Annotated in this window: 21 protein-coding genes; 12 read left to right on the top strand and 9 right to left on the bottom strand. The window is 49.8% G+C overall.

Going from position 1 to position 22,535, the window contains the following annotated elements; genetic code table 11:
* The first annotated feature begins 17 nt into the window (after positions 1-17).
* From tolA to KU392_RS13600, 5 genes are all read left to right on the top strand, one after another.
* Entirely contained in the window at positions 18-1,190 is a 1,173-nt protein-coding gene (tolA, locus tag KU392_RS13620; RefSeq protein WP_217735561.1) for a cell envelope integrity protein TolA, read from the top strand.
* 34 nt (positions 1,191-1,224) lie between these two features.
* Positions 1,225-2,508: a Tol-Pal system beta propeller repeat protein TolB gene (gene tolB / locus KU392_RS13615; RefSeq protein ID WP_217735560.1), complete on the top strand. Its 1,284-nt coding sequence runs from the start codon at positions 1,225-1,227 to the stop codon at positions 2,506-2,508.
* Between the two features lie 25 nt (positions 2,509-2,533).
* The gene (gene pal / locus KU392_RS13610; RefSeq protein WP_169295408.1) at positions 2,534-3,016 is read left to right on the top strand and encodes a peptidoglycan-associated lipoprotein Pal; all 483 of its coding nucleotides are present in this window, start codon (positions 2,534-2,536) and stop codon (positions 3,014-3,016) included.
* Positions 3,017-3,093: 77 nt separating this feature from the next.
* Positions 3,094-3,768: a tol-pal system protein YbgF gene (gene ybgF, locus KU392_RS13605; RefSeq protein WP_169295409.1), complete on the top strand. Its 675-nt coding sequence runs from the start codon at positions 3,094-3,096 to the stop codon at positions 3,766-3,768.
* A 58-nt stretch (positions 3,769-3,826) separates the two neighbouring features.
* Positions 3,827-4,675: an alpha/beta fold hydrolase gene (locus tag KU392_RS13600; protein ID WP_246587486.1), complete on the top strand. Its 849-nt coding sequence runs from the start codon at positions 3,827-3,829 to the stop codon at positions 4,673-4,675.
* On the opposite strand, the gene KU392_RS13595 is transcribed toward KU392_RS13600, so the two are convergent.
* The 3 genes from KU392_RS13595 to scpC all read right to left on the bottom strand — a co-directional run bounded on the left by KU392_RS13595 (position 4,665) and on the right by scpC (position 7,387).
* The gene (locus KU392_RS13595) at positions 4,665-5,108 is read right to left on the bottom strand and encodes a CopD family copper resistance protein (protein ID WP_169295410.1); all 444 of its coding nucleotides are present in this window, start codon (positions 5,106-5,108) and stop codon (positions 4,665-4,667) included. The two genes, KU392_RS13600 and KU392_RS13595, sit on opposite strands and share 11 nt — an antisense overlap.
* Before the next feature lie 29 nt (positions 5,109-5,137).
* A complete protein-coding gene (locus tag KU392_RS13590) occupies positions 5,138-5,635 on the bottom strand; it encodes a copper chaperone PCu(A)C (RefSeq protein WP_217735559.1) in 498 nt (165 codons plus the stop codon).
* A gap of 240 nt (positions 5,636-5,875) precedes the next feature.
* Positions 5,876-7,387 (bottom strand): succinyl-CoA:acetate CoA-transferase ScpC, encoded by a 1,512-nt coding sequence (gene scpC / locus KU392_RS13585; RefSeq protein WP_169295412.1) that lies wholly within the window; start codon positions 7,385-7,387, stop codon positions 5,876-5,878.
* A gap of 218 nt (positions 7,388-7,605) precedes the next feature.
* Here scpC and KU392_RS13580 point away from each other — a divergent pair, with 218 nt between their 5' ends.
* From KU392_RS13580 to KU392_RS13565, 4 genes are all read left to right on the top strand, one after another.
* Positions 7,606-8,091 carry a DUF411 domain-containing protein gene (locus KU392_RS13580; RefSeq protein ID WP_169295413.1) on the top strand — a complete coding sequence of 162 codons (486 nt, stop codon included), beginning with the start codon at positions 7,606-7,608 and terminating at the stop codon, positions 8,089-8,091.
* A 186-nt stretch (positions 8,092-8,277) separates the two neighbouring features.
* Positions 8,278-9,294, top strand: a complete 1,017-nt coding sequence (locus KU392_RS13575) for an amino acid ABC transporter substrate-binding protein (protein WP_169295414.1) — start codon at positions 8,278-8,280, stop codon at positions 9,292-9,294.
* 81 nt (positions 9,295-9,375) lie between these two features.
* Positions 9,376-11,376 carry a bifunctional chorismate-binding protein/class IV aminotransferase gene (locus KU392_RS13570; RefSeq protein WP_217735558.1) on the top strand — a complete coding sequence of 667 codons (2,001 nt, stop codon included), beginning with the start codon at positions 9,376-9,378 and terminating at the stop codon, positions 11,374-11,376.
* Positions 11,377-11,395: 19 nt separating this feature from the next.
* Complete coding sequence (locus tag KU392_RS13565; protein WP_169295416.1) at positions 11,396-11,728, top strand: zinc ribbon domain-containing protein YjdM; 333 nt, start codon at positions 11,396-11,398, stop codon at positions 11,726-11,728.
* Between the two features lie 80 nt (positions 11,729-11,808).
* On the opposite strand, the gene KU392_RS13560 is transcribed toward KU392_RS13565, so the two are convergent.
* The 3 genes from KU392_RS13560 to KU392_RS13550 all read right to left on the bottom strand — a co-directional run bounded on the left by KU392_RS13560 (position 11,809) and on the right by KU392_RS13550 (position 15,675).
* Positions 11,809-13,080, bottom strand: coding sequence for a solute carrier family 23 protein (locus tag KU392_RS13560; RefSeq protein WP_169295417.1), 1,272 nt, complete (start codon positions 13,078-13,080; stop codon positions 11,809-11,811).
* 13 nt (positions 13,081-13,093) lie between these two features.
* Positions 13,094-14,716, bottom strand: coding sequence for an acyl-CoA dehydrogenase family protein (locus KU392_RS13555; RefSeq protein WP_169295418.1), 1,623 nt, complete (start codon positions 14,714-14,716; stop codon positions 13,094-13,096).
* Between the two features lie 68 nt (positions 14,717-14,784).
* Positions 14,785-15,675 (bottom strand): LysR family transcriptional regulator, encoded by an 891-nt coding sequence (locus KU392_RS13550; RefSeq protein ID WP_217735557.1) that lies wholly within the window; start codon positions 15,673-15,675, stop codon positions 14,785-14,787.
* A 163-nt stretch (positions 15,676-15,838) separates the two neighbouring features.
* On the opposite strand from KU392_RS13550, the gene KU392_RS13545 reads away from it, so the two are divergent.
* From KU392_RS13545 to pcaD, 3 genes are all read left to right on the top strand, one after another.
* Entirely contained in the window at positions 15,839-16,831 is a 993-nt protein-coding gene (locus KU392_RS13545; RefSeq protein WP_169295420.1) for a Bug family tripartite tricarboxylate transporter substrate binding protein, read from the top strand.
* 43 nt (positions 16,832-16,874) lie between these two features.
* Complete coding sequence (gene catC, locus KU392_RS13540; RefSeq protein WP_169295421.1) at positions 16,875-17,150, top strand: muconolactone Delta-isomerase; 276 nt, start codon at positions 16,875-16,877, stop codon at positions 17,148-17,150.
* An 85-nt stretch (positions 17,151-17,235) separates the two neighbouring features.
* Positions 17,236-18,015, top strand: coding sequence for a 3-oxoadipate enol-lactonase (gene pcaD / locus KU392_RS13535; RefSeq protein WP_169295422.1), 780 nt, complete (start codon positions 17,236-17,238; stop codon positions 18,013-18,015).
* A 131-nt stretch (positions 18,016-18,146) separates the two neighbouring features.
* Here the strand turns inward: pcaD and catA are convergent, their stop codons facing one another.
* From catA to KU392_RS13520, 3 genes are all read right to left on the bottom strand, one after another.
* Complete coding sequence (gene catA, locus KU392_RS13530) at positions 18,147-19,052, bottom strand: catechol 1,2-dioxygenase (protein WP_169295423.1); 906 nt, start codon at positions 19,050-19,052, stop codon at positions 18,147-18,149.
* A gap of 63 nt (positions 19,053-19,115) precedes the next feature.
* On the bottom strand, positions 19,116-20,264 hold the full coding sequence (locus tag KU392_RS13525; RefSeq protein WP_425514661.1) for a muconate/chloromuconate family cycloisomerase: 1,149 nt from the start codon (positions 20,262-20,264) through the stop codon (positions 19,116-19,118).
* A gap of 169 nt (positions 20,265-20,433) precedes the next feature.
* Positions 20,434-22,535, bottom strand: a 2,102-nt coding sequence (locus tag KU392_RS13520; RefSeq protein ID WP_217735556.1) for a YadA family autotransporter adhesin, incomplete at its 5' end; no start/stop codon positions are given.

Below are 22,535 nucleotides of genomic sequence, written 5' to 3'. Positions count from 1 at the left end.
TAACACGACCTATTTTCATGAAACACACTGAAAATCCTAACGAGTTCTATGAGCAGTCCGATGACCGCAAAGGGCTTATCGGCGCCCTGACGCTTCATAGCCTGTTAGTGATCGCACTTATCGTCAGTCTGCTGGCCTCTCCCGAGGCGCCCACCGGTCCCATACAATTGGAGTTGTGGACCGAAGGTACGGAACAGGTACTGAAAGCACCGGCCCAAACACAGTCTCCCGAACCGGAAGAAGAAGATACCACAAGTGATGAGGACCCTGATCCACCGGTTGAAGAGCTGGAAAGCCAGGAATCCCCGGCAGAACCCGAGGCGGCCCCCCAGGCATCCGAACCCCCTCCTTCTGCCCAGAAACCGGTAGCCAATGCCCAGCAACAGGAAGATCCTGAAATTGCCATAGAAAAGAAACGCCAGCAAGCACAGGAAGAGCAGCGTCAAAAAGCCTTGGCGGATGCCAAGGCAGCCAAAGAGGCCCGCGAAAAAGCACTGGCGGAAGCACGAGCCCTTGAAGCCGCTCGCGAGAAAGCGCTGGCAGAAGCCAAAACCGCGAAACAAGAAGCCGAGAAAAAGGCCAAGGCACTCGCGGAAGCCAAGGCAAAACAGGAAGCTGAAGCCAAGGCAAAAGCACTGGCAGAAGCCAAGGCCAAGGAAGAAGCCGCCAAAAAAGCCAAGGCACTGGCAGAGGCCAAGGCCAAGGAAGAAGCCGAGAAAAAAGCCAAGGCCTTGGCAGAGGCCAAAGCCAAACAGGAAAAAGAAAAAGCACTGGCCAAAGCAAAAGCCGATGCCAAAAAAGCGGCCCAAGCCAAGCAGAAGGCCGAATCCCAAGGCGAAGCCTTGCGGGCAGCCATGCGTGGTGACATTGCCAGTGCCGCCGGTATCAAGGGTGGCGCAAGCAACCGGAATCAGGTTGGTGGCGGTGGCGGCAACTCAGCCTACGCCAGACTAGTACAACAGTGCGTGCAGCCCCGCCTGCTCTTTAACGGCAATGCCAAACTGGAGTTAACCTATCGCGTTGATTTTGATGCCTCATTCAAGCCAAAATCAGCCAAAATTACGAAACGCTCAGGCAATCCCGCGTTTGATGCTGCTGTACAAAAAGCCCTGATGGCATGCAATCCATTTCCAAAGCCACCATCAGGAAATACCTATGTGACAGGTCCTTACACCTACACACCACGATAACTCTTACTTTTTTGTCTGACTAAGGAGATGTGCTATGACTGCAACCCTTGATAATCGCAGCATGCGGAATACCGGCCAAGGCCGGCTCGCATTCATGCACCGTGTTTTTCTGTTCCTTGTTTTTGCATGTTTCCTGCAACTGGGCAATTTTGCCCAGGCCCAGGTTCAGGTCGCCCTGCAAGGCTCAGGTTCTGCCAATAAATTTCCTATCATCATTGCCGATTTTGCCGGCACCAATGGCAAGGAAATTGCCGATATTATCAGTGCCGACCTGATCCGTTCCGGACAGTTTGAAGTGACCCGCACCCAGGCGCTTACCATCGACTCAAACGGCACTCCTAACTGGGCTGCCATCTCCAACCTGGGCGCAACAACCGTTGCTTATGGCTCTGTCAACGGCACAACCGCCAATTACCAGCTTACCGACACCGCATTGAGAGCCCCTCTTGAGGCCAAAAACATTACCGACCCTCAAATGCGTCGTCTGGCCCATAAAATCGCCGATGCCATCTATGAGAAAATGACCGGAGTGCGTGGCATTTTCGCAACAAGAATCGCGTATTCAACAGGGCAACAATTGGTGGTCGCTGATGCCGATGGTGAAAACCGCAAAGTCGTCGTCAACTCACCCAGTTCCATCATTTCTCCCGCCTGGTCTCCAGATGGTTCAAGATTGGCTTATGTCAGTTTTGAAACCGGCAAACCCGTTGTTTATATACAAAACCTGGCCACCGGTTCACGTCAGGTGGTTGCCAACTACAAGGGCAACAACAGTGCACCCGCATGGTCTCCAGATGGCAGCCAACTTGCCGTGGCGCTTAGCATGAATGCACTCTCAAACATCTACCAAATAAGTGCCTCGGGTGGCTCAACACCGCGCAAACTCACCGATTCGCACGAAATTGATACAGAACCTTTTTACTTCCCGAATGGCAGTGGCATCATCTTTACCAGTGACCGTGGTGGCAGCGCACAAATTTACCGCACGGGTCTGAATGGTGGTGGCGCCAGCCGTCTTACCTTCAACGGGTCTCAAAACGTCTCTGGAAAAATTTCACCAGACGGCACAAAACTGGTATATTCTAGTCTAAGAGGAGGCTCATACTCCATCGCCCTGCAAGGGCTGGGTGGCGGTTCGGATAAAACCCTTACTTCCGGGCCCAATGATCTTTCTCCAAGTTTTGCACCAAACGGGATGCAAATACTTTATGTTTCAAGCGGAGGCTTAAGCATTGTTAACACTGACGGCTCTTTCCAAGCAAGTATTCCATCAGTCGGAAACGTATCAAGCGCTGCTTGGGGCCCGTTTACTGATTAATCGTGTATATTTTAAAGGAAATACTATGAGTTCTCGCATCGCGAAAACTTTGGCAATCGCAGCCATCGCTGCCTCCCTGGCGGCATGTAGCTCAACTCCATTGGATGGCAGTGCAGGTACAGGCGACTATGCATCAGGCGCTGCCATGGATCCATTCAACCCTAACAGCCCGTTAGCTCAACAGCGCTCTGTTTATTTCGCGTTTGACAGCTATGCTGTTGAACCGCAATACCAGCCTTTAGTCCAAATGCACGCTCAGTATCTAACCGCACACCCACAACAGCGCGTTCGTATTGAAGGCAATACCGACGCTCGTGGAAGTGCCGAATACAACTTGGCTCTTGGTCAGCGCCGTTCAGTTGCAGTTGGCAATCAACTGGTACAACAAGGTGTAAACGGTAACCAGATCGAAGCGGTCAGCTTTGGTAAAGAGCGTCCCAAAGCATTAGGTAACACCGAAGAAGCCTATGCAGAAAACCGTCGCGCAGATATTAACTACCTCCGTTAATCGCTCGTTCGGATAATTTGCATTGTGACACGCCGCACGGTATGGCTGTGCGGCGTTGCTGTTTTACTGGAGTAAACATGATCGTTAAGAAAAAACACACACTTTCACTGCTCACCACCGCTTTTTTTTGTAGCATCTTGAATACCAATGCCTATGCATTTGAAGATGAAGATGCACGTCGTGCCATTCTTGATCTGCGTGCCCAGCTAAGACAAAGTGCACAGGCAAGGCTTGAGCTTTCCAATAAAATCCAAAACCTTCAAACCCAAATTACCCAACTGCGCGGAGAAGTTGAAAGACTCAGTAGTGCAGACACACTTTCGCGTCAATCGGCACGTGTCGAGGCCGGCTATGACCCCACCCCCCAAGTTGGTGACCCTAACGAACAGCGTGCTTATGATGAAGCCCTTGACCTGTTCAGGCAGGGTAATTACGCCCAATCCAGCGTAGCCCTGGGAAATTTTGCCACCACCTATCCAAACAGCCCATTGACACCCAGCGCCCGTTTTTACGAAGGTAGCAGCCTTTATGCGAGCAAAGACTTCAGAGGTGCCATACAAAGACTGCAATCCATGGTGGCCAACTACCCTGCTGACCCCAAAGCCGGAGATGCCCTGTTAGTCATTGCCGGGAGCCAGGTTGAACTCAATAACATTGCTGGCGCCAAAGAAACCCTGCAAAGCATTATCAATCGATATCCCGACACCCCTTCCGCTGATACGGCCAAACAGCGTCTGGAACTGTTCAGATAAGTTATTCCCGCTTCAAAAAAACAGGCATCATTCCATCGCACCTTCCTCAAGTGTGATCATGATGCCTTTACTTTTATACCCTCTTTCCCGCACTGTCATGGATTCTTCCTTTCCCATTAAAACTCTTCAGACCACAAGCAGCTGTTTTCACTACCAAGACAAGGGGACAGGCCCAGCACTATTGTTAATCCATGGCTCATTGTGTGACTTGCGGTACTGGCGCTGGCAACTGCCCGAACTTGCCGGACATTGTCGGGTCATTGTGCCGAGCCTGCCCCACTACTGGCCCCAGGAAAACGCCCAAACCGAGTTTTCGGTTTATCAGCATGCCCGCGACATGCTTCACTTGCTAGATGCCTTAAATATTGAGTCCGCCCATGTTCTGGGGCATTCCCGCGGTGGTTCGATTGCCATCCAAATGGCACTGGAGCAAAATGACAAAGTCCGTTCACTCATTCTGGCCGACCCCGGAATCAGAACCCGCCAACAGGAAAGCCATGCCAACTTTAAACATGAAGCACTACTGGCCATACAGGAAGGAAAGCTTGACGAAGGCCTGGCTGTTTTTATTGATGCCGTCAGCGGTGAAAACACCTGGAAACGCATGGTCAGATGGTTCAAGCAAATGGTTCGGGACAATGCCAATACGCTGGTATTACAACAAAATGAACCGGCCTTTTACTTTGATGAAGCGATTTTTTCAGCCTTGACGCTCCCCGTTACCCTGCTGGGTGGATCAGACAGTCCAGCCCCGTTTCCCCAAATCATTGCACGTCTTGACAGCATTTTGCCCCAGGCCCAAAGCCATGTCATCTCGCCTGCATCTCACGGCATGAATCTGGCCATGCCTCATGAGTTCAACCGGATTATCCTTGATCACTTAATTCAGCAAGCATTCACCAATTAAAATAAAACATGGATTTGGCCAAAAACACAATAAAAATCATATGCACAAAAACACTCATATGAATATAGCGTGACCATGCCTTGGTTAAGGTTTTGTGTTTCATTTTGACAATGGCAATCAAAAAATGCACAAAGACGCTGAAGGCCAACAGGATTTTAAGACTCAGCTGCCAGGCAAAAGCCGATGAAAAAGGATGGGATAGGACAGCACCGTAGCGCATGGCCATTAGTACACCGGAAAGAAACAGCACAACCACCACCCATGGCATGAAACTTTTCACCCGTTTTCCAATGACTGGCATCACTTCATGCCGGGCGGACCTGGAAACCTGCTTGCCATGAACGGCAGACAGAACCAGCACCTCGAAAAACACCCCGCCCACAAAAACAATCGCGCAGAACAGGTGTACGATATGCGCAATACTGTAGCTCATATAACGTCCAATCCAGCCATAACCGATATTTAATGGTCAAACGACCGGGCATTGACCGGCTTCAATTCACAAGTAACCGGAATTCTGTCTCCGGTACCCAGTACAAAACGGGTTTGTATTTTATCGCCCGCTTTCAGGCCTGCAGCCGGCTTTTCAAGCATGGCATGAAACCCGCCAGGTGCAAAATGCAAGGTTTCACCTGCCTTGACGATGACTTCAGGCACCATTTCCATGCCCGACTGTCCATCTTTCATATAAGAACGATGCAGCATGGTCTCTTCAAACGCATCTGTTTCAATAGCCTTGATAACCGCTATTTGTGTGGTGTCATGATTCTTGATATCAAAAAAACCACCCGAAGGGGTGACTGAGGGCATCAGGCGTACCCAGCATTTTTCAATGGAAACATTGTTGGTACCCTTTTCGGTGCTTACTTCGATATTCATGGCATGACCATGGCCGTGTCCATGCTGGGCATATGCCCCCGACATCAAGACTGCAGACAGTCCCAAAGACACTACAAGCATTGATTTTTTCATATGCCACCTTTATCAAAATAAATAATTAAAAATCCAAAATTAAATAATGCTACTTATTCCGTTTTGAACATACTATCATGTGCTTGATCCAATGTAATTGATCTGCGTTATCACTTGAACGCGGCCTGACAACTTTCCCGCGCCCCACAATAAAAAGACATGCTTGTTAAGCATGTCTTTTTATTGTGCATGAATCATGCGGGATCATGGCAAAGCTGCCAAACCGGTTTACATATGACCGGTTTTTTCATAGCGGTCATGCCAGCTCAAGGCTTCTGACAAAACATGTGGCGTATGGATCCCACGTCCTGAATTGCAGGCCCGCTCAAAATAATCAAGCAAAGCTGCCTTGTAATCAGGATGCGCACAGTTTTCGATGATGCAAATTGCGCGCTGACGTGGTGACAGGCCTCGCAAATCGGCCAGTCCCTGTTCGGTCACGATGATCTGGACATCATGCTCAGTGTGGTCTACGTGAGAAACCATGGGGACAATCGCGGAAATGGCACCGTCTTTGGCTGTTGAGGGGGTCACAAAGAATGACATATAACCATTGCGGGCAAAGTCACCCGAACCGCCAATGCCGTTCATGATACTGCTTCCCATAATATGCGTTGAATTCACATTACCATAGATATCGGCCTCGATCATGCCATTAATGGCGATAATGCCAAGACGCCGCACAATTTCAGGGTGATTGCTGATTTCCTGGGTACGCAAAAGGATACGTTCACGATAAAAATCGATATTATCATTTAACTCTTTAAGCCCGTCGGCGCTTAAAGACAAGGCTGTAGCAGAGGCGCTAACGAGTTTTCCGGATTTGATCATGTCCAGCATGCCATCCTGGATCACTTCGGTAAACGCCTTCAGATTTTCAAACTCACCTTCATTAAGACCAGCCATCACGGCATTGGCAATATTGCCCACCCCGGATTGCAAGGGCAACAGGTTCTTGGGCAAACGACCTGCTGCCACTTCCTGGCTAAAAAACGCCAGAATATGTTTGGCAATGCGTTTGGAGGTTTCATCGGGCTCGGTAAACTTGTTGACCCGGTCTGTTTCATTGGTTTCAACAACCGCAATAATCTTATCCAAGGGGCAACGCAGATAAGGCTCGCCAATTCGCTGGTCGGGCTCGGCCATCATGATGGGCTTGCGATTGGGCGGCAAAGCCGTACCATAGTAAATATCGTGCATGCCCTCGAGCTTTTCACTTAATTTATGGTTGACTTCAATAATAACCTTGTCTGCCTGGTCAATCCAGGTTTTATTGTTACCCACAGAGGCGGCAGGAATCAAACGACCATCCTCCAAAATGCCCGCAACTTCAATAACCGCAATATCCAGTTTTCCAAAAAAACCAAACCAGGCAAACTGAGCGACATGTGACAGGTGAATATCCATGTAATTCATTTGGCCTGAATTGATTTTCTGACGGCAAACGGGATCAGACTGATAGGGTAAACGCATTTCAATGCCATCAACCTCTGCCAGAACACCGTCCAGCTCAGGGGCGGTTGAAGCGCCTGTCCAGACGCTGATACGAAACGGTTTGCCCTGATCATGAACCGATTTGATGTGCTTGGCCAATGCAAGCGGAATGGCTTTGGGATAGCCGGCACCGGTAAAACCGCTCATGCCGACATTAACACCGGACGGAATTAATTTAGCTGCCTCATCCGCACTCATCACTCGGTTTTGCAATGCAGCACATTTTATTCTTGAATTAGTTGACATATTTTTACTTCACGAAAAAAAAACGCAATACTGCGCGTAATAAAATAATGCATCAATAAATGCACACTTCACTTTATAATCGGTAATACACCCTCTTGCTTACAAATACACTCTAATTGCAACAATATGTTATATTGATTTGATGAAAATCAATAGAATCAAGGGTAACATCACAAGCTGATTATCATAAAAACAACCTGAGACATGCGAGACACAAAATGAATCCGACAACATACGATTTCATTCTGGTAAGCCGAAAAACAATGCTCAAAACCTTGCTTTGCATGGCATTGCTGGCCCCCATTGTAGCACCAGCCCAATCAGTACCCACGATTAATATCTGGCAAACGGCAAGTTGCAACTGCTGCAAACAATGGGCACAAGAGATGCAACATTCGGGTTTTCACCTGAATATCCAAACCGTTCCTGATACAACGATGTACCGCAGACAATTCGGCATTCCTGATGAGCTGGCTTCATGCCAAACAGCCCAGGCAGGGCCTTACGTGCTTGAAGGACCGGTTCCTGCCCGGGATGTGATAGACATGCTCCAGAGCCAACCCGATATTATCGGGTTGATCAATCCCACCCTGCAAGCCCAGCCTCCCAAGGCCAAGACAAAAAACAGTGTCCCCACCAACACTGCGCAAAGAACGTACATACTTCATAAAAACGGACAGGCCACCCACTTGCATCCCAACTAAGCACCGCCTGCCGGGCGGGCTGCCGGTTTTAATTCGGTGCTCTGCCCGAATTCCAATGATAAAACCCAATAACCTTATAAAATCGGGTAATAACCAAGCAATAAAAATTTCGTTCCAAAACAGCTGGTTCTTCGGTATGGTTTGACCATCTGATCCTGCAAATGTAAACAAAGGAGTTCCTGAAAAATGAAAACATTGACATATACGCTGGCCGCTTTTGCACTGATTGCCGGTGCTCAAACGGCACAGGCATCCACGCTGGACACCATCAAACAGCGCGGTGAGGTTCTGTGTGGTACCACCACCGGATTTGCCGGTTTTTCGGCCCCCAATGCCAAAGGCGAGTGGGAAGGGCTTGATGTGGATCTGTGCAAATCAATTGCAGCGGCTGTTTTGGGTGATGCCAACAAATTCAAGGCAGTCCCCCTGAATTCCCAGCAGCGTTTTACCGCCCTGCAATCGGGCGAGGTCGATGTTCTGACCCGCAACACGACCATTACCCAACAGCGTGATACCGCACTGGGCATTTTGGGTGCCGGCATCAACTTTTATGATGGCCAGGGCTTTTTGGTACCCAAAAAGCTGGGCGTTAAAAATGCCAAGGAGCTGGATGGTGCCACCGTTTGCATGCAAACCGGCACGTCCAATGAAAACACGATGGCCGACTGGGCACGCGCCAACAATATTAAATACACCCCCGTTGTATTTGACCAGTTCAATGAAGTCGTCAATGCCTTTGCGGCAGGCCGTTGTGATGTATTCACCACCGATGCCTCAGGCCTGGCTTCCATCCGTATTTCAAAATTAAGCAACCCCGATGACTACGAGGTCCTAACGGAAATCATTTCCAAAGAGCCATTGGGCCCATTTGTACGCCAGGGTGATGACCAGTGGCTGAATATTGTCAAATGGACTTTACAAGCCCTCATCAACGCCGAAGAGCTGGGACTGACTTCTGCCAATGTTGATGAAGCACTCCAAAGCACCAATCCCAATGTGCAGCGTTTGCTGGGCGTGACACCCGGTGCCGGCAAAAACCTGGGATTGGATGAAAAGTGGGCTTACAACATCATTAAACAGGTTGGCAATTATGGTGAAAGCTTTGAGCGCAATGTGGGTCAGGACAGCCCGCTTAAAATCAAGCGCGGCCTGAATGCCCAATGGAATGAAGGCGGCCTGTTATATGGCCTGCCTGTAAGGTAAGCCGTTTGCATTTAATACGGCAAACTTAAACGTCAACACTGCCACAAGCTATAATACCTTTTTTGTGGCAGTGATTTACGTATGCACCCCCCTTTTTTTGTTCTTCTGGATGATGCGGTTACCCAAACCGGACTGCTGCACGAACAACTGGTTCACACTGACAGCATAAAAGCCGATGACCTCGGGCACTTGCAATCCCTGCTGCTGCAGGGCTGGCAAAAAAACCGGCATGCCATTGTGTGGGCGCCCTATGGTTTGGGTCAGGACATAATCGGGCTAAAAAAAACAGAGCTGCCAGACACGGGCACTTTTACGCAAGCGCAACATGCCCTGCAGGTTCTCTGGTTTACCAAAAAAACCGTACTCAACAACCTGGAAGCCATCCAGGCGTGGTTACATGCCCAGTTCAGTCCTGAAGAACCCGCCGGCCTGTTACGACCAACGCTGGCGCAGAACCAGGCCGATTACATTGAAAGCATCGAACAGATCCGGCAAGACATTGCCGCTGGTGAAGTTTACCAAATCAACTATACCACCCAGCTGCATTTTCAAACCTATGGCTCGCCCTTTAAGCTCTATCAGAAATTACGGGCAAAACAAGCCGTGCCATACGGGGCCCTGGCCTGCCTGCCCGCATCATCCGCTCACACAGGCAATGAAACAGCACCCAGTGCCTGCTGGACCCTCTGCTTTTCACCTGAACTGTTTCTGGACATCCGCCACGATGGGAGCATTCATACCGAGCCCATGAAAGGCACGGTACCCGCTCTGGATGATGGCCGGAACGACGCCCGTGCCAAAGCACTGCAGGCCGACCCCAAAAACCGGGCGGAAAATGTCATGATCGTTGATTTACTGCGTAATGACCTAAGTAAAGTTGCCGTGCCAAATGGTGTGAAGGTACCCGAACTTTTTAAAGTCACACCGTTTGGTCCGGTATTGCAAATGACCACCCCCATTTATGCCCAGGCAAAACCCAATACCCATATGGGTGATATTTTTCAGGCACTCTTTCCGTGCGGCTCCATTACCGGCGCGCCTAAAAAAAGAAGTATGGAACTGATTGCCAAATATGAACGGCGTGACCGTGGCCTGTATACCGGCAGTATCGGCTATCTCGAGCCCTGCGAGGGCGGACTGGGCTTTTGTGGCAAACTCAATGTTGTCATCCGAACCTTAAATCTGACAGAGTCAACGCCAGACAAAACCACACGACCCACACCCACAGCCAACACCCTGCCCTCACCGCTTCACTTTACCGGTATCATGGGAGTGGGATCGGGTATCGTGTATGACAGCACCGCTGAAAGCGAATATGAAGAATGTCACTGGAAATACCGTTTTTTACAAAGCCTGCCCATTGATTTCACTCTGTTTGAAACCATGCTGTATGAGCAGGGAAAATGTCTCCTTCTTGAAGTCCATTTATCACGCCTGAAACGTTCCGCCCATGAGCTGGGATTTGTCTTTCATGAAGCAAGCGTGCGTCAACAGCTCACCAGCCACTTCAGTCAATTGCAGCGGCAAGATAAAAACACCGGACATCCCCTGGGCTATCGGGTTAAGGCCAGTTTACATGACAATGGTTCCCTGAGCATTCAGCATGCCGCGCTGGAGCCCCTTGCACAAGAAAAGCAAAGCGTGATCATTGCCCCGGTTTGCTTTCCCAATCAGGATTTTTTGCGTCGTTACAAAACCAGCCACCGTCAACCATACGATGAACACATGCACCGGGCCATACAACATCAGGCCTTTGACAGTCTTTGTTTTAATCAGGATGGTTTTCTGCTCGAAGGCGCGCGCAGCAGCATTTTCATTTACCATCAGGGCCAATGGCAGACGCCGCCACTGGAGCTGGATATTTTGCGCAGCGTGATGCGCGAACAAATCATGCAAAATCCAGCGCATTGGCTTGCCGCTCATACTCCCGCAAACGCACATCCCACTAACGCGGCATGGACGGTAACAGAAAAAACCATTACCCGCGAGCAAGTGGAAAACGCTGAAATTATTCTGGCCGTTAATGCACTTAGGGGAATTATCCCGGTAAAATTGCTACACTTAAACGATTTTAACGCTTAATAACCAAAGGAAACAATCCATGAGCTTTCCCCCCTGTCCACAATGCACTTCTGAACTGACTTACAACGATGGCATACAATGGGTTTGCCCTGAATGTGGGCATGAATGGCTTGAGGGCGAACAGGCCCAGGCTGAAGAAGGGCGCGTGGTTAAAGACAGCAATGGCACCGTTTTGCAAGATGGCGACAGTGTCACCCTGATCAAGGATCTGAAAATCAAGGGTTCATCACAGGTCATCAAACAAGGTACCAAGGTTAAAAACATCCGTATCGTAGACGGTGACCATGACATTGCCTGCAAGATTGAAGGCAGCAACATGATGCTGAAGTCCGAATTTCTGAAAAAAATTTAAAGACAGATATGCTTTTCCATGAGCAGGCTTTACATCATGGAAAAGCATGAGCAGCTGCTGCAGCCGACAACGGGCAAAAACTAAGGCTGACGGTTCAGGGTATGCTCAAGCAATAACACCACAATACACCCCATGATAAAACCATTACCAGCTATGGGTCGTGCCATGGCAGGAATCTGCGCCACCACCTCGGGGGGCAGAAAAGCAATCAGAATAGAAAGCATGACCGGAAAAGCGATGGTTACGCCACTGTAAAAATCAACAACGCCCTTTTCCCGGACCAGCATTTGCAAAGATGCCGCCAATTGTGCCGACATCACATACAATAACGCTGCCCCCATAACAACGGCAGGTATCAGGGTCATGAAACCGATAATATCCGGCACCCATGAACATAGCACCAACAGCAATCCTGCCAGCACCAACGGATAACGCGAAGCACATTGGGTAGCCGCAATCACGCCCGGGCTCATGGAGTAATCAATTGGACCAATCACACCAAAAAAACCAGCAATCATATTACCCAGCCCGGTGACGCCTACTCCCTTTTTGCTACGCTCGGGCATATTATGAGCACCCAGCATGGCACCTACCCCCTGGATGGAACCCAGTTCATTAATCATGAGAGCAATAAAACTGAAGAAAAATGCCAACAGGGTTGGCGCATCAAACTCGGGCTGCCACACCAACGAAGTCACAAACAGGGCACCCGTTTCTGCCCGGGGTAACACCGCAGGCAAACTGCCAGGCCAGCCGGCAAGACTAAAATACACCAGCGAGCCCAGCACCAGACCCAGCAAAACCACCATGGATTTCCAGACACCCGCCAGCCACCTGTTACCCACCAACATTATGAGCGTTAATGAAATGGCAAAGACCAGATTACCGGCTGCCGGGCCGGTTTCACCCATGGATAAATGCAAAATGAGCGGTGACAGGGTAATCGCCACCAAAACCAAAATAACCACCACTACCCGGGGCGTAAAAATTTTCTGGATTTTACTCAACCCGCCACTAAAGGCCAATAAGGCAATGCAAGCACCCCCGGTTCCTATGGCGGTATAGATGGCCGCCTCAGAACCGGTTCCCGCCACAACACCCAACAGCAATACCGATGCGGGGCCCACGATCAGGGGCAGCCTGTGCCCCCACAACACTTGCACAAACATGACAAGCCCGCATACAGCAAACAGTTTTTGCATATACATGATCTGGGCAAAAACATCCCGCCCCTGCAAAACCGCCACCACACTGCCAATAATAAGCAAAGAAGGTACCGCGATACTAAACCACTGCAACCCATACATCAGCATGGGAAATGCACGGGGTTTATCATCCAGTTGGTACTTCATTTAAATACATCCTTCAAAAAACCACAGCCCTTTTCAGTATTTCCTGGGGATCGGCATAAACATGCGCCCCGACAATACGCCCACCCGGTGAAAACCGGCTTTGAATAAAGGCATCGGCAACATACGAAGGCGCATAATGACACATCAGGGTGGCTTGCGCCAGCAAAATCAGTTCCTGCACCACCTGCCGGGCACCGTACTCAAGCTCATGGGCATCATGACGCAAACGCATCTTGAGCGTGTTGATCGCCTGGCTCAACAAAGCATGCATGCCCGCCTCAGCGGAAAGATTGCCCAGCAAGATCTCTGTCAACTCGGGCTCGTTGCGTAAAGCCCGCAAGACATCCAGGCACATTACATTGCCTGAACCCTCCCAAATTGAGTTAACCGGTGCCTCACGCAGCAAACGCGGCATGGGGCCGTCTTCCACATAACCATTACCGCCCCAGACTTCCATGCATTCAGCAACCGTTTCAACCGCCCGCTTGCATACCCAGAACTTGGCCGCAGGCGTCACAATGCGTGCATAGGCTCGGGACAGGTCTGAATGCCGGTTTTCCATCGCATGCGCAAGCACCATGGACAACCACATGGCCGCCTCGCTTTCCAGTACAAGATCACACAAGACCATTTGCATCAAAGGCTGCTCAACCAGTCTCTTACCGAATACCCTTCTGTGTCGGGCATGATATACGGCCTGCACCACTGCCTGGCGTAACAAAGCCGCACTACCCAATACACAGTCAAGCCTGGTTTGAGCCACCATTTTAATAATGGCCTGTATGCCCCGCCCTGGCTCACCGACAGGCAAGGCCCAGGCGTTTTGCAGCAAAACTTCGGCACTGGCATTGGAGCGGTTACCCATTTTGTCTTTAAGCGCCTGTATTTGTACTCCGTTCAGTTGGCCATCGGGGCACCAGCGCGGTACATAAAAACAACTTAACTCGCCTTTTGATTGCGCCAGAACCAGATGGGCATCGGAAAGTGGCGAAGAAAAAAACCATTTATGCCCATTCAGGCGATAAGTCTGGGTGTGTGCGAACTGACCTGATGGTTCTGCAATCGTGGTATTGGCACGGACATCGGATCCTCCCTGTTTTTCGGTCATGCCCATGCCAATCATCATGCCTTTCTTGCCTTCCAGGGGTTGATCGGACGCATCGTATTCCCGACTGTACAAATGCGGTACCAGCATCTCAAACCAGGACTCATATTTCAAGGCAGGAATGGACGCAAAGGTCATGGTAACCGGACACAGACTGCCCGCTTCGGTTTGACCATGCAAATAAAACAATGCCGCCCGTCTGACATGGGCATTGCTTTGCCAGGCATCGGCATGAACGCCCTGTTGAAACAGGTTGCGTAACAGCTCGTGCCAACTGTCATGAAAAGAAATGGTGGCCGTTTGATGATCCGCCTGCTTCAACATCCTGAGCTGCGGTGGATGCTTATTGGCATTGACCGCATGTTGCAATAAGGGGGCAGACCCCATCAGGGCACCATATTCCTGGCAATCTTCCAAGGCCCATGAAGCGCCCAGGGATCTAAGGGCTTCTTTTAATGCAGGATCAGAGTCAAAAATATTGTAATTGCACAAACCCGTGACTTGATTGTCTGAAATCTGTTCATGCCGCATATCAACCTCCTTTGAAAACACCCCAGGTATTTCCTGTTGATGACTGCTTTACTTATTTACTTATATTCTTACTTATATTCCATTGCCATGTTTTTAGCCAGCGCCACAACGTCTTTCAAGAGTCCTGACTCATCATTTTTACGCCAACTCATCATGATCGGTGAAGTGAACCCAACCGCCTGAAAGTCAATATAAACCACATCGTCACGCAACAATCGTCTCACCGACTCGGGAACCAGCGCAATACCGATACCGGCGGCCACCAGGCCAATCGCCGTTTGCAACTCGTTGACTTCCTGCACGACATTGGGCACATACCCATGCTGACTGAACAAATCCAGAACATGGTCCGCATAACTGGGACGAGGAGCGGCCGGATACACAATCAGTGATTCCTGCAAGATTTCATTGACCCCAACCCCCGCCACACTGGCCAACCGGTGATATCTGGGCACAGCCACCACCAGGGATTCATCACGCAGCACCACACGTGCAATTTCAGGATCGCTTAATTTGATCCGCCCGATACCAAGATCAATACGTCCCATTTTCAAGGCTTCAAACTGTTGCAAGGTCGTCATTTCCACCAGACCGATTTCCACCTGCTCACTCAATTCCCTTAAAGCACGGATAAAATCAGGCATGTAGCCATAAAGCGTGGAAGGCACAAACCCCACACCAAACCAGACACGGTCTTTCTTGCCGATCCGTTGCGTAGCCTTGATGGTCTCTTCCAGCTGCTGGGTCATTTTCTGGGTATGATCCATAAAGTACTTGCCCGCATCAGTAAGACGGATTCCACGCCCCTGGCGCTCGAAGACCTTGACCCCCAGTTCTTCCTCCAGTAGTTTGATTTGTCTGCTTAACGGCGGCTGCGCGATATGCAGTAACTTGGCCGCCCGGGTAAAACTAAGTTCCCGTGCAACACAATGAAAGTACCGAATTTGTCTTAACTCCATAACCCATACCTTTAAAGTATTGACACCTACAAATATAGTCTTAGACAGCAGAAAAAACTACAAGGATAATTATTTCATCTATATTAAATCATATGGCTATATCCCATTCAGTCATTCCCTATGACAGGATATATTCCATACCTTAATTCCGGAGATTTCCCTGATGCCAAACCGCAATCGTTCATTTGTGGCAAAAAAAATATTAACACTTGCCACTGCCGGCAGTTTGCTTGCTCTTTCCAATAGCGCGCTGGCCGCCTACCCCGAGCGTCCGATTTCCTGGATTGTTCCCTTCCCGCCCGGTGGTGCCATGGATGTTATTGCCCGCACGCTGGGTGAAGCCATGAGCCAGGAACTGGGCCAATCTATTGTGGTTGAAAATAAACCCGGTGCAGGCGGCAATATTGGTGCTGCGCAAGTTGCCAGTGCCAAACCCGATGGTTATACCATCATGATTGTTGCCAACGGCATGGCAGTCAACCCCTCATTATACAAACAACTCACTTACGACCCCATCAAGGACTTTTCCCCCATTTCCCTGCTGGCCGCCGTCCCCAATATTCTGGTCACCCAGGATAGCCGCAATGATGTCAACTCAGTCAAGGACGTGATTGAACAGAGCAAAGAAAACCCCGGTAAATACACCTACGCCTCGGCAGGTGTGGGCACTTCCATTCACCTGGCGGGTGCATTGTTTACTTACCTGGGCAAACTGGACATGCTACATGTTCCATACCGTGGCAGTGGCCCGGCTGTCACCGATTTACTGGGTGGACAGGTGGATTACATGTTTGACAGCATTACCTCTGCCAAACCCCATATTGATGCAGGCAAACTCAAGGCACTGGCCATTACAACCGATAAACGCTCTTCCACCCTGCCCGACCTGCCCACGGTTGCAGAAAGCGGGCTGAAAGGCTATGAATTGACCCCTTGGTTTGCCACCTTTGCGCCAGCCGGCACGCCCGACGACGTTATCCAGACACTGAATAAAGCCATGTTAAACGCCATGGACTCAGAAAAGGTCAAAACCACCTTTGCCACGATTGGTGCGGAAAAAATCGGCAGCACACCTGAAGAACTGAAAGCTTACCTGCAGGATGAAACCACCAAATGGCAAAAAATCATCAAAGACACGGGAATTTCCGCGAACTGAGTAAAATGAATACTCATGGACTATCTTTTTTAAAGGAACGCATATGCTATACATGGTTGAAATGAACGTTAATATTCCTCACGATATGCCCGAGGAAGTGGCCAATGAAATCAAGGCTACTGAAAAGGCATACTCACAGGAACTGCAACGCTCCGGCAAATGGGCTTACATCTGGCGCGTGGTGGGCGAATATAAAAACGTCAGTATTTTTGATGTGGAAAGCAATGAAGAACTGCACACATTGCTGTCTGGCCTGCCCCTGTTCCCGTACATGGATATCAAGGTAACGGCCCTGTGCCGACATCCTTCGGCCATTTAACCCACCTGCTTGTCACCCCAGTCATCTTATAACAGCAAACTTCAAACCCGGTTTGCTGTTTTGTTTTTCAGCAACAGGAACATTTATGAGCTCTATCCAGATTAATAATGAAACCTTCAACTACGAGTTGAACGGTCCCGAAAACACCCCGGTTCTATTTTTCTCAAACTCCCTGGGTACCACCCACAGCATGTGGGCCAAACAGGTGGACTATTTCAGCAAAAACTATCGTGTCTTGAGCTACGATACCCGTGGGCATGGTGAATCCGTCAAAAACAAAGGCCCTTATACGCTTGAACAACTGGGCAATGATGTGCTGCAAATCACCCAGGCCCTGGGCATCGAAAAGTTCAGTTTTTGCGGCATTTCAATGGGTGGTCTGATTGGACAGTGGCTGGGCATTCATGCTCCTGAAAAACTGGATAAACTGGTGGTGTGCAACACCGCTGCCAAAATCGGCCAGGAAGCTGGCTGGAATGATCGGGCCGCTCTGGTTCGTTCTGAAGGCATGAATCCGGTCGCCGATGGTTCTGCCGGCCGCTGGTTTACCGAAGGCTTCGTACAGGCCAACCCGGCTAGTGTTAATGCGCTGATTAACGGCTTGCGCCAGACGGACGCCGAAGGCTATGCCTCATGTTGCGATGCTTTGGCCAAAGCCGATTTACGTGAAAAAATCGCACTGATCAAAACGCCTACCCTGATTGTGGCTGGAAGCCATGATCCGGTAACCACCGTGGCCGATGCCGATGCGATGGCAGAAAAAATTGCCGGATCAAAACGGGTTGATCTGGATGCCTCACACTTGTCCAATATTGAAGCCAGTGAAGCCTTCAATCGTGCCCTGGAAGACTTTCTGAAGAGATAACTCCCTGCCATGACAACAATGCCGGCATATCTGTTTAAACAGAATATGCCGGCATTGTTGCAGAAAAAACGATTTGCTCAAACTGCCTTTATGGCAAGCACCTTCCCAGCCATGCTGAAAAGGTGCGAACATTAAGCTTGTGCGCGAGCGCGGGTTACTTCAGTACTGATCAAATTCTGGCGATCGGCATGCAGATCAAAGTTGAATTCGATATGAGAGAATGGGCCATTCATGTCATATTTCTTGATCACTTCAGGATCAGACTCTTTCTTGACCTCAGGAACCAATCCCTCACGGGTTGCAAAAGCGAAGTCATCCCACAGGTATGGATCACCATCAATATTGATCTGGGTTGTCAGCTTGCGCTGGCCTTCAGCGGTCACAAAGAAGTGAATGTGTGCAGGACGATGACCATGACGACCCAGTTTTTTCAGGATCACATCGGTTGCGCCACCGGGAGGAACACTGTATCCAACGGGCAGCACACTGCGGAAACAGTAACGGCCGTTTTCATCGGTACGAATACTGCGACGCAGGTTAAACTCTTCCTGTGAAGGATCGAAGTGGGAATAATTGCCCAAGTGGTTGGCATGCCATACTTCAACCAAAGCGTTTTTCAGCGGATTACCTGCCTCATCACGCACCACACCTTCCATCACCAGCGGCTCACCAATCTCACCATCCTTGTCCAGACGGGCAAATCCTACGGATTCTGGTGCACCGGCCACATACAAAGGTCCTTCAATAGTACGTGGTGTACCACCGGTAATACCGGCAGCAGCCTCTTCCTCATCCAAACGGATATCAAGCAAGCGCTCAAAACCCAGACCAGCTGCGATCAGGCCATACTCCTGACCACTGTTGGCCAGGAAATTCAATGCTGTCCAGAACTCGCTGGGGGTAATATCAAAATCTTCGATCGTATTGAACAAATCGCTAATGATACGATTGATGATTGCCTTGATGCGCTCATCGGCAACGGGGGACTCGGTAGCCTGCATTTGTGCCAGCAACGCGGCAACGGACTCTTTACTCATAATGTCTCTTCCTTTTGCGAAGTGATAAAAAATTTCAATAAATGTTTAACGCTTATATAGCCGTTATTTGCGTGTGTAAAAATTCACCTTATCATCGTCCAGACTGATGCCCAGACCCGGACCGGTTGGGATTTTCAGGGTGAAATTACTGTAATCCAGCGGTGTTGCCAGAATCTCATCTTTCAACAGAAGCGGTCCAAACAATTCAGTCCCCCACTCGAGATTGTTCAAGGTCGCAAACAAATGGGCTGCTGCAATGGTTGCAATAGATCCTTCAAGCATCGTACCACCATACAAGGCAATATCAGCCGCTTGCGCAATACCAATCAAATCACGGGCATGCTGCAAACCACCGGCCTGCTCAATCTTGATGGCGAACACATTGGCACAATGCTGTGAAGCAAGCGTAAACCCATCTTCCGGACCTTTCAGGGACTCATCGGCCATAATTGGTACAATGCCCAGCGCCGTCAAGCGTTGCATACCCGCCAGGTTTTTCTCATGAATCGGCTGTTCCACCAGCTCTACACCCACATCAGCCAAAGCACGCAGGTTTTGTACTGTCTGGGTTTCAGACCAGCCCTGATTGATATCAACACGAATGCTGACATCATCACCCACAGCCTTCCTGATGGCAGCGATATGCTTGATATCGTCTTTGGGTGAGCGCATGCCAATTTTCAGTTTGAATATATTGTGTCGACGTGTTTCCAACATCTGCTCTGCTTCGGCAATATCTTTTTGCGTATCGCCACTGGCCAGCGTCCAGGCCACTTTGATTTCATTGGCAACCACACCACCGAACAGGGCATTCAGCGGAACGCCAAGACGTTTGGCATAGGCATCGTATAAAGCCGTTTCTATCGCGCACTTGGCAAAACGATTGTCTTTAATGGTTTTATTGATCAGTTTGCGCAAGGCCGCCAGTTTAGTGGCTGATTGACCAACAATAAGAGGCGCAAAATAACTGTCAATATTTGTCTTGATGCTTTCAGGGCTTTCGCCACCATAATTCAAGCCACCAATGGTCGTGGCCTCTCCAATACCTTCAATGCCATCAGAAGTCTTGATGCGCACCAGCACAATGCTTTGGCAATGCATGGTAGCCACAGACATTTTGTGTGGCCTGATGGTAGGGATATCCAAAATCCGGGTATTAACTTCAACAATCGTTGCGTCCATCTTTTCCTCTGATGAAATACTGCTTTTCATTAATATTTCAAGAGTATATAAGCACAAGCCTGATGGGTCTAATACGGAATTTATTGCAATTCATACCAAAAAGGTATGAGTATGCATCATTAAAAAAACCGCTATCCCTTACAGGGAATAGCGGTTTTTTATTGGGCGCAAGGACTAGGATTCTAGTCCTGAGCGCTTATTACCACTGGTAACCGGCACCAACGGTTGCACCCATTTGGCCACGTGAAGATCCTGCCACGCTACCTTTAAGTACCCACTTGCCGTTTTCTGTAACAGTAGAAGCACCAATAGCATAACCAGACTCAGAGGCATAAACACCACCAGCCATGGAAATCATGCTCTTGCCTGGCAAATAAGCCTGCGGCAGGCCTGCAACAGCCATGGCAGTTGCGGCACCGGCATCAGCACGTTTTTCAACACGGCGGACATCACCACGCAGGGATGAGATGTCGTTACGTACTTCGGTTAAATCAGCGGGTGTTGCACCCTGAACCATACGGGTAACCTGATCCAGGTTCACGGCATCGGTTCCGTCAACCGCTTCAGCAACACCGGTCAGGCGACGGGCCTCACCACTTTCATTCCTGAAATTAACCTCGTTGCCACCTGTAGATTTACCTACGGTAATGGCTGCGTTGGGACTTGCCTGCTGAACCAGACCAATCTTGCCATCATTAACCTGATTATATAGATTGGTTACGGAATTACTGACGCTGTTAAAAGCATCTCCAACATTAGTGTAGTTATTGTTAACAATACCACCTTGAGTAATCTCATTGATATTGTAGGTGGTGCCAGTAATGGAACCATCAATATTAACTACTGTATTTCCACCCAGCGCATCGGCAATGGATTGATTGGTCGCATGCAATTGAGCACCGTTGATAGCATCGGTACTTGTTGCATTAACTGCACCCGCTGCCACGCCAGTCAACTTACGGGCCTGGCTGTCTTTATTCTGAAAGTTCACCACACTGCCATCGGTATCTTTACCGACAGTAATATCTCTTGAAACAGTATCTTGCTGTACCAGATTATTGCCACCCACAACGTTATTTTCAAGGTCGGTAACACGAGTATCCAGGTAATACAAGGCACTTCCCACATCAGTAAATGACTGACTGGCATCAGAGAAACCATTGTAAGTGGGGCCGGTCACTGTACCGTTTAGCGCGATGTTGGCACCACCACCCAATGCATTAATAACTGGTGTCAATTGTCCAACGGTAGCGGCATCACTGCCTTTAGTGCCATTTGCAACATTAGTGATACGACGCTCATTACCCACTGAACCGACTGAAACGGTATTGGCTTCGTCGGCAACAGAGCCTGTACCCAGGGCAACAGCATTTGTTGCTGTCGCTTGAGCAAGCGCACCGATTGCCACAGAGTTATTGACTGTCGCCAGAGCACCTAAACCTAAAGCGGTAGAACCCTCTCCCGCGGCAGAAGCACCAGAGCCTATGGCAGTAGCGCCAGCCTTTGCCGCAGAAGCGGCACCACCCAAGGCCACAGTAGCCTCAGCCGTAGCCGCTGCGCCTGTACCCAAAGCGGTCGTTAATGCACCACTGGCCTTGGCTCCATCACCAATCGCCATGGCGCCTGCACCATTAGCGGTAGCAAGAGCACCGGTACCCAAACCGTTTATTTCTCCACCACCAATTGCAATTTCACCAACAACAGGGGCAGGGATTGGGTTACCGGGAGTAGGTGCAGCAGCAGGCTGCACCAAACCTAAAATATTACCGTCAGATTGCAACAATGCCAGGTCCAGTGGCTGTTTGCCCTGCAATGCCAACGACAAATCATCAACCAGATCCAGATGCAGATTTTGTGGCAACTCGATACCCAGGTTGCTTGTAACACCATTAACAACGCCTACAACCGGATTAACAACCGGAGCCAAGGCACCCAACAGGGAGTTAAGCAGGCCTTCAACCGGTTTCAAAACAGGTGTCAACACACCGTCAAGCGTATTGCCAAGCTGGTTTTGGGGCAAGGTAATGCCCGTAGCCAAGTCCAGTACGTTGCCTGAACCGCCTTGAGCTCCGCCACCCAGCAAACCACCAAGCAGGCCACCACCCTGGCCACCGCCCAGCAAGCCGCCTAACAGGCCACCTGACTGACCGCCAGATTGTCCACCACCCAGCAGACCGCCCAAGAGGCCGCCTGAAGCAGCAGCACCCGTTCCGGGATTGCCGGTTGAGCCACCTAACAGGCCACCCAACAAGCCACCCCCTTGACCACCACCGGTTAAACCGCCTGTCAGGCCGCTTAACA

Source organism: Advenella alkanexedens (assembly GCF_019132845.1).
GTDB classification, from domain to species: domain Bacteria; phylum Pseudomonadota; class Gammaproteobacteria; order Burkholderiales; family Burkholderiaceae_B; genus Advenella; species Advenella alkanexedens.
The sequence above is the reverse complement of the archived record's forward strand: the minus strand, read 5'-3'. Positions and strand labels throughout refer to the sequence as shown.

Bases quoted from the DNA above. Each gene is read 5' to 3' on its own strand.
- tolA (WP_217735561.1), top strand. From the start codon at position 18: ATGAAACACACTGAAAATCCTAACGAGTTCTATGAGCAGTCCGATGAC.
- tolB (WP_217735560.1), top strand. From the start codon at position 1,225: ATGACTGCAACCCTTGATAATCGCAGCATGCGGAATACCGGCCAAGGC.
- pal (WP_169295408.1), top strand. From the start codon at position 2,534: ATGAGTTCTCGCATCGCGAAAACTTTGGCAATCGCAGCCATCGCTGCC.
- ybgF (WP_169295409.1), top strand. From the start codon at position 3,094: ATGATCGTTAAGAAAAAACACACACTTTCACTGCTCACCACCGCTTTT.
- KU392_RS13600 (WP_246587486.1), top strand. From the start codon at position 3,827: ATGATGCCTTTACTTTTATACCCTCTTTCCCGCACTGTCATGGATTCT.
- KU392_RS13595 (WP_169295410.1), bottom strand. From the start codon at position 5,108: ATGAGCTACAGTATTGCGCATATCGTACACCTGTTCTGCGCGATTGTT.
- KU392_RS13590 (WP_217735559.1), bottom strand. From the start codon at position 5,635: ATGCTTGTAGTGTCTTTGGGACTGTCTGCAGTCTTGATGTCGGGGGCA.
- scpC (WP_169295412.1), bottom strand. From the start codon at position 7,387: ATGTCAACTAATTCAAGAATAAAATGTGCTGCATTGCAAAACCGAGTG.
- KU392_RS13580 (WP_169295413.1), top strand. From the start codon at position 7,606: ATGAATCCGACAACATACGATTTCATTCTGGTAAGCCGAAAAACAATG.
- KU392_RS13575 (WP_169295414.1), top strand. From the start codon at position 8,278: ATGAAAACATTGACATATACGCTGGCCGCTTTTGCACTGATTGCCGGT.
- KU392_RS13570 (WP_217735558.1), top strand. From the start codon at position 9,376: ATGCACCCCCCTTTTTTTGTTCTTCTGGATGATGCGGTTACCCAAACC.
- KU392_RS13565 (WP_169295416.1), top strand. From the start codon at position 11,396: ATGAGCTTTCCCCCCTGTCCACAATGCACTTCTGAACTGACTTACAAC.
- KU392_RS13560 (WP_169295417.1), bottom strand. From the start codon at position 13,080: ATGAAGTACCAACTGGATGATAAACCCCGTGCATTTCCCATGCTGATG.
- KU392_RS13555 (WP_169295418.1), bottom strand. From the start codon at position 14,716: ATGCGGCATGAACAGATTTCAGACAATCAAGTCACGGGTTTGTGCAAT.
- KU392_RS13550 (WP_217735557.1), bottom strand. From the start codon at position 15,675: ATGGAGTTAAGACAAATTCGGTACTTTCATTGTGTTGCACGGGAACTT.
- KU392_RS13545 (WP_169295420.1), top strand. From the start codon at position 15,839: ATGCCAAACCGCAATCGTTCATTTGTGGCAAAAAAAATATTAACACTT.
- catC (WP_169295421.1), top strand. From the start codon at position 16,875: ATGCTATACATGGTTGAAATGAACGTTAATATTCCTCACGATATGCCC.
- pcaD (WP_169295422.1), top strand. From the start codon at position 17,236: ATGAGCTCTATCCAGATTAATAATGAAACCTTCAACTACGAGTTGAAC.
- catA (WP_169295423.1), bottom strand. From the start codon at position 19,052: ATGAGTAAAGAGTCCGTTGCCGCGTTGCTGGCACAAATGCAGGCTACC.
- KU392_RS13525 (WP_425514661.1), bottom strand. From the start codon at position 20,264: ATGAAAAGCAGTATTTCATCAGAGGAAAAGATGGACGCAACGATTGTT.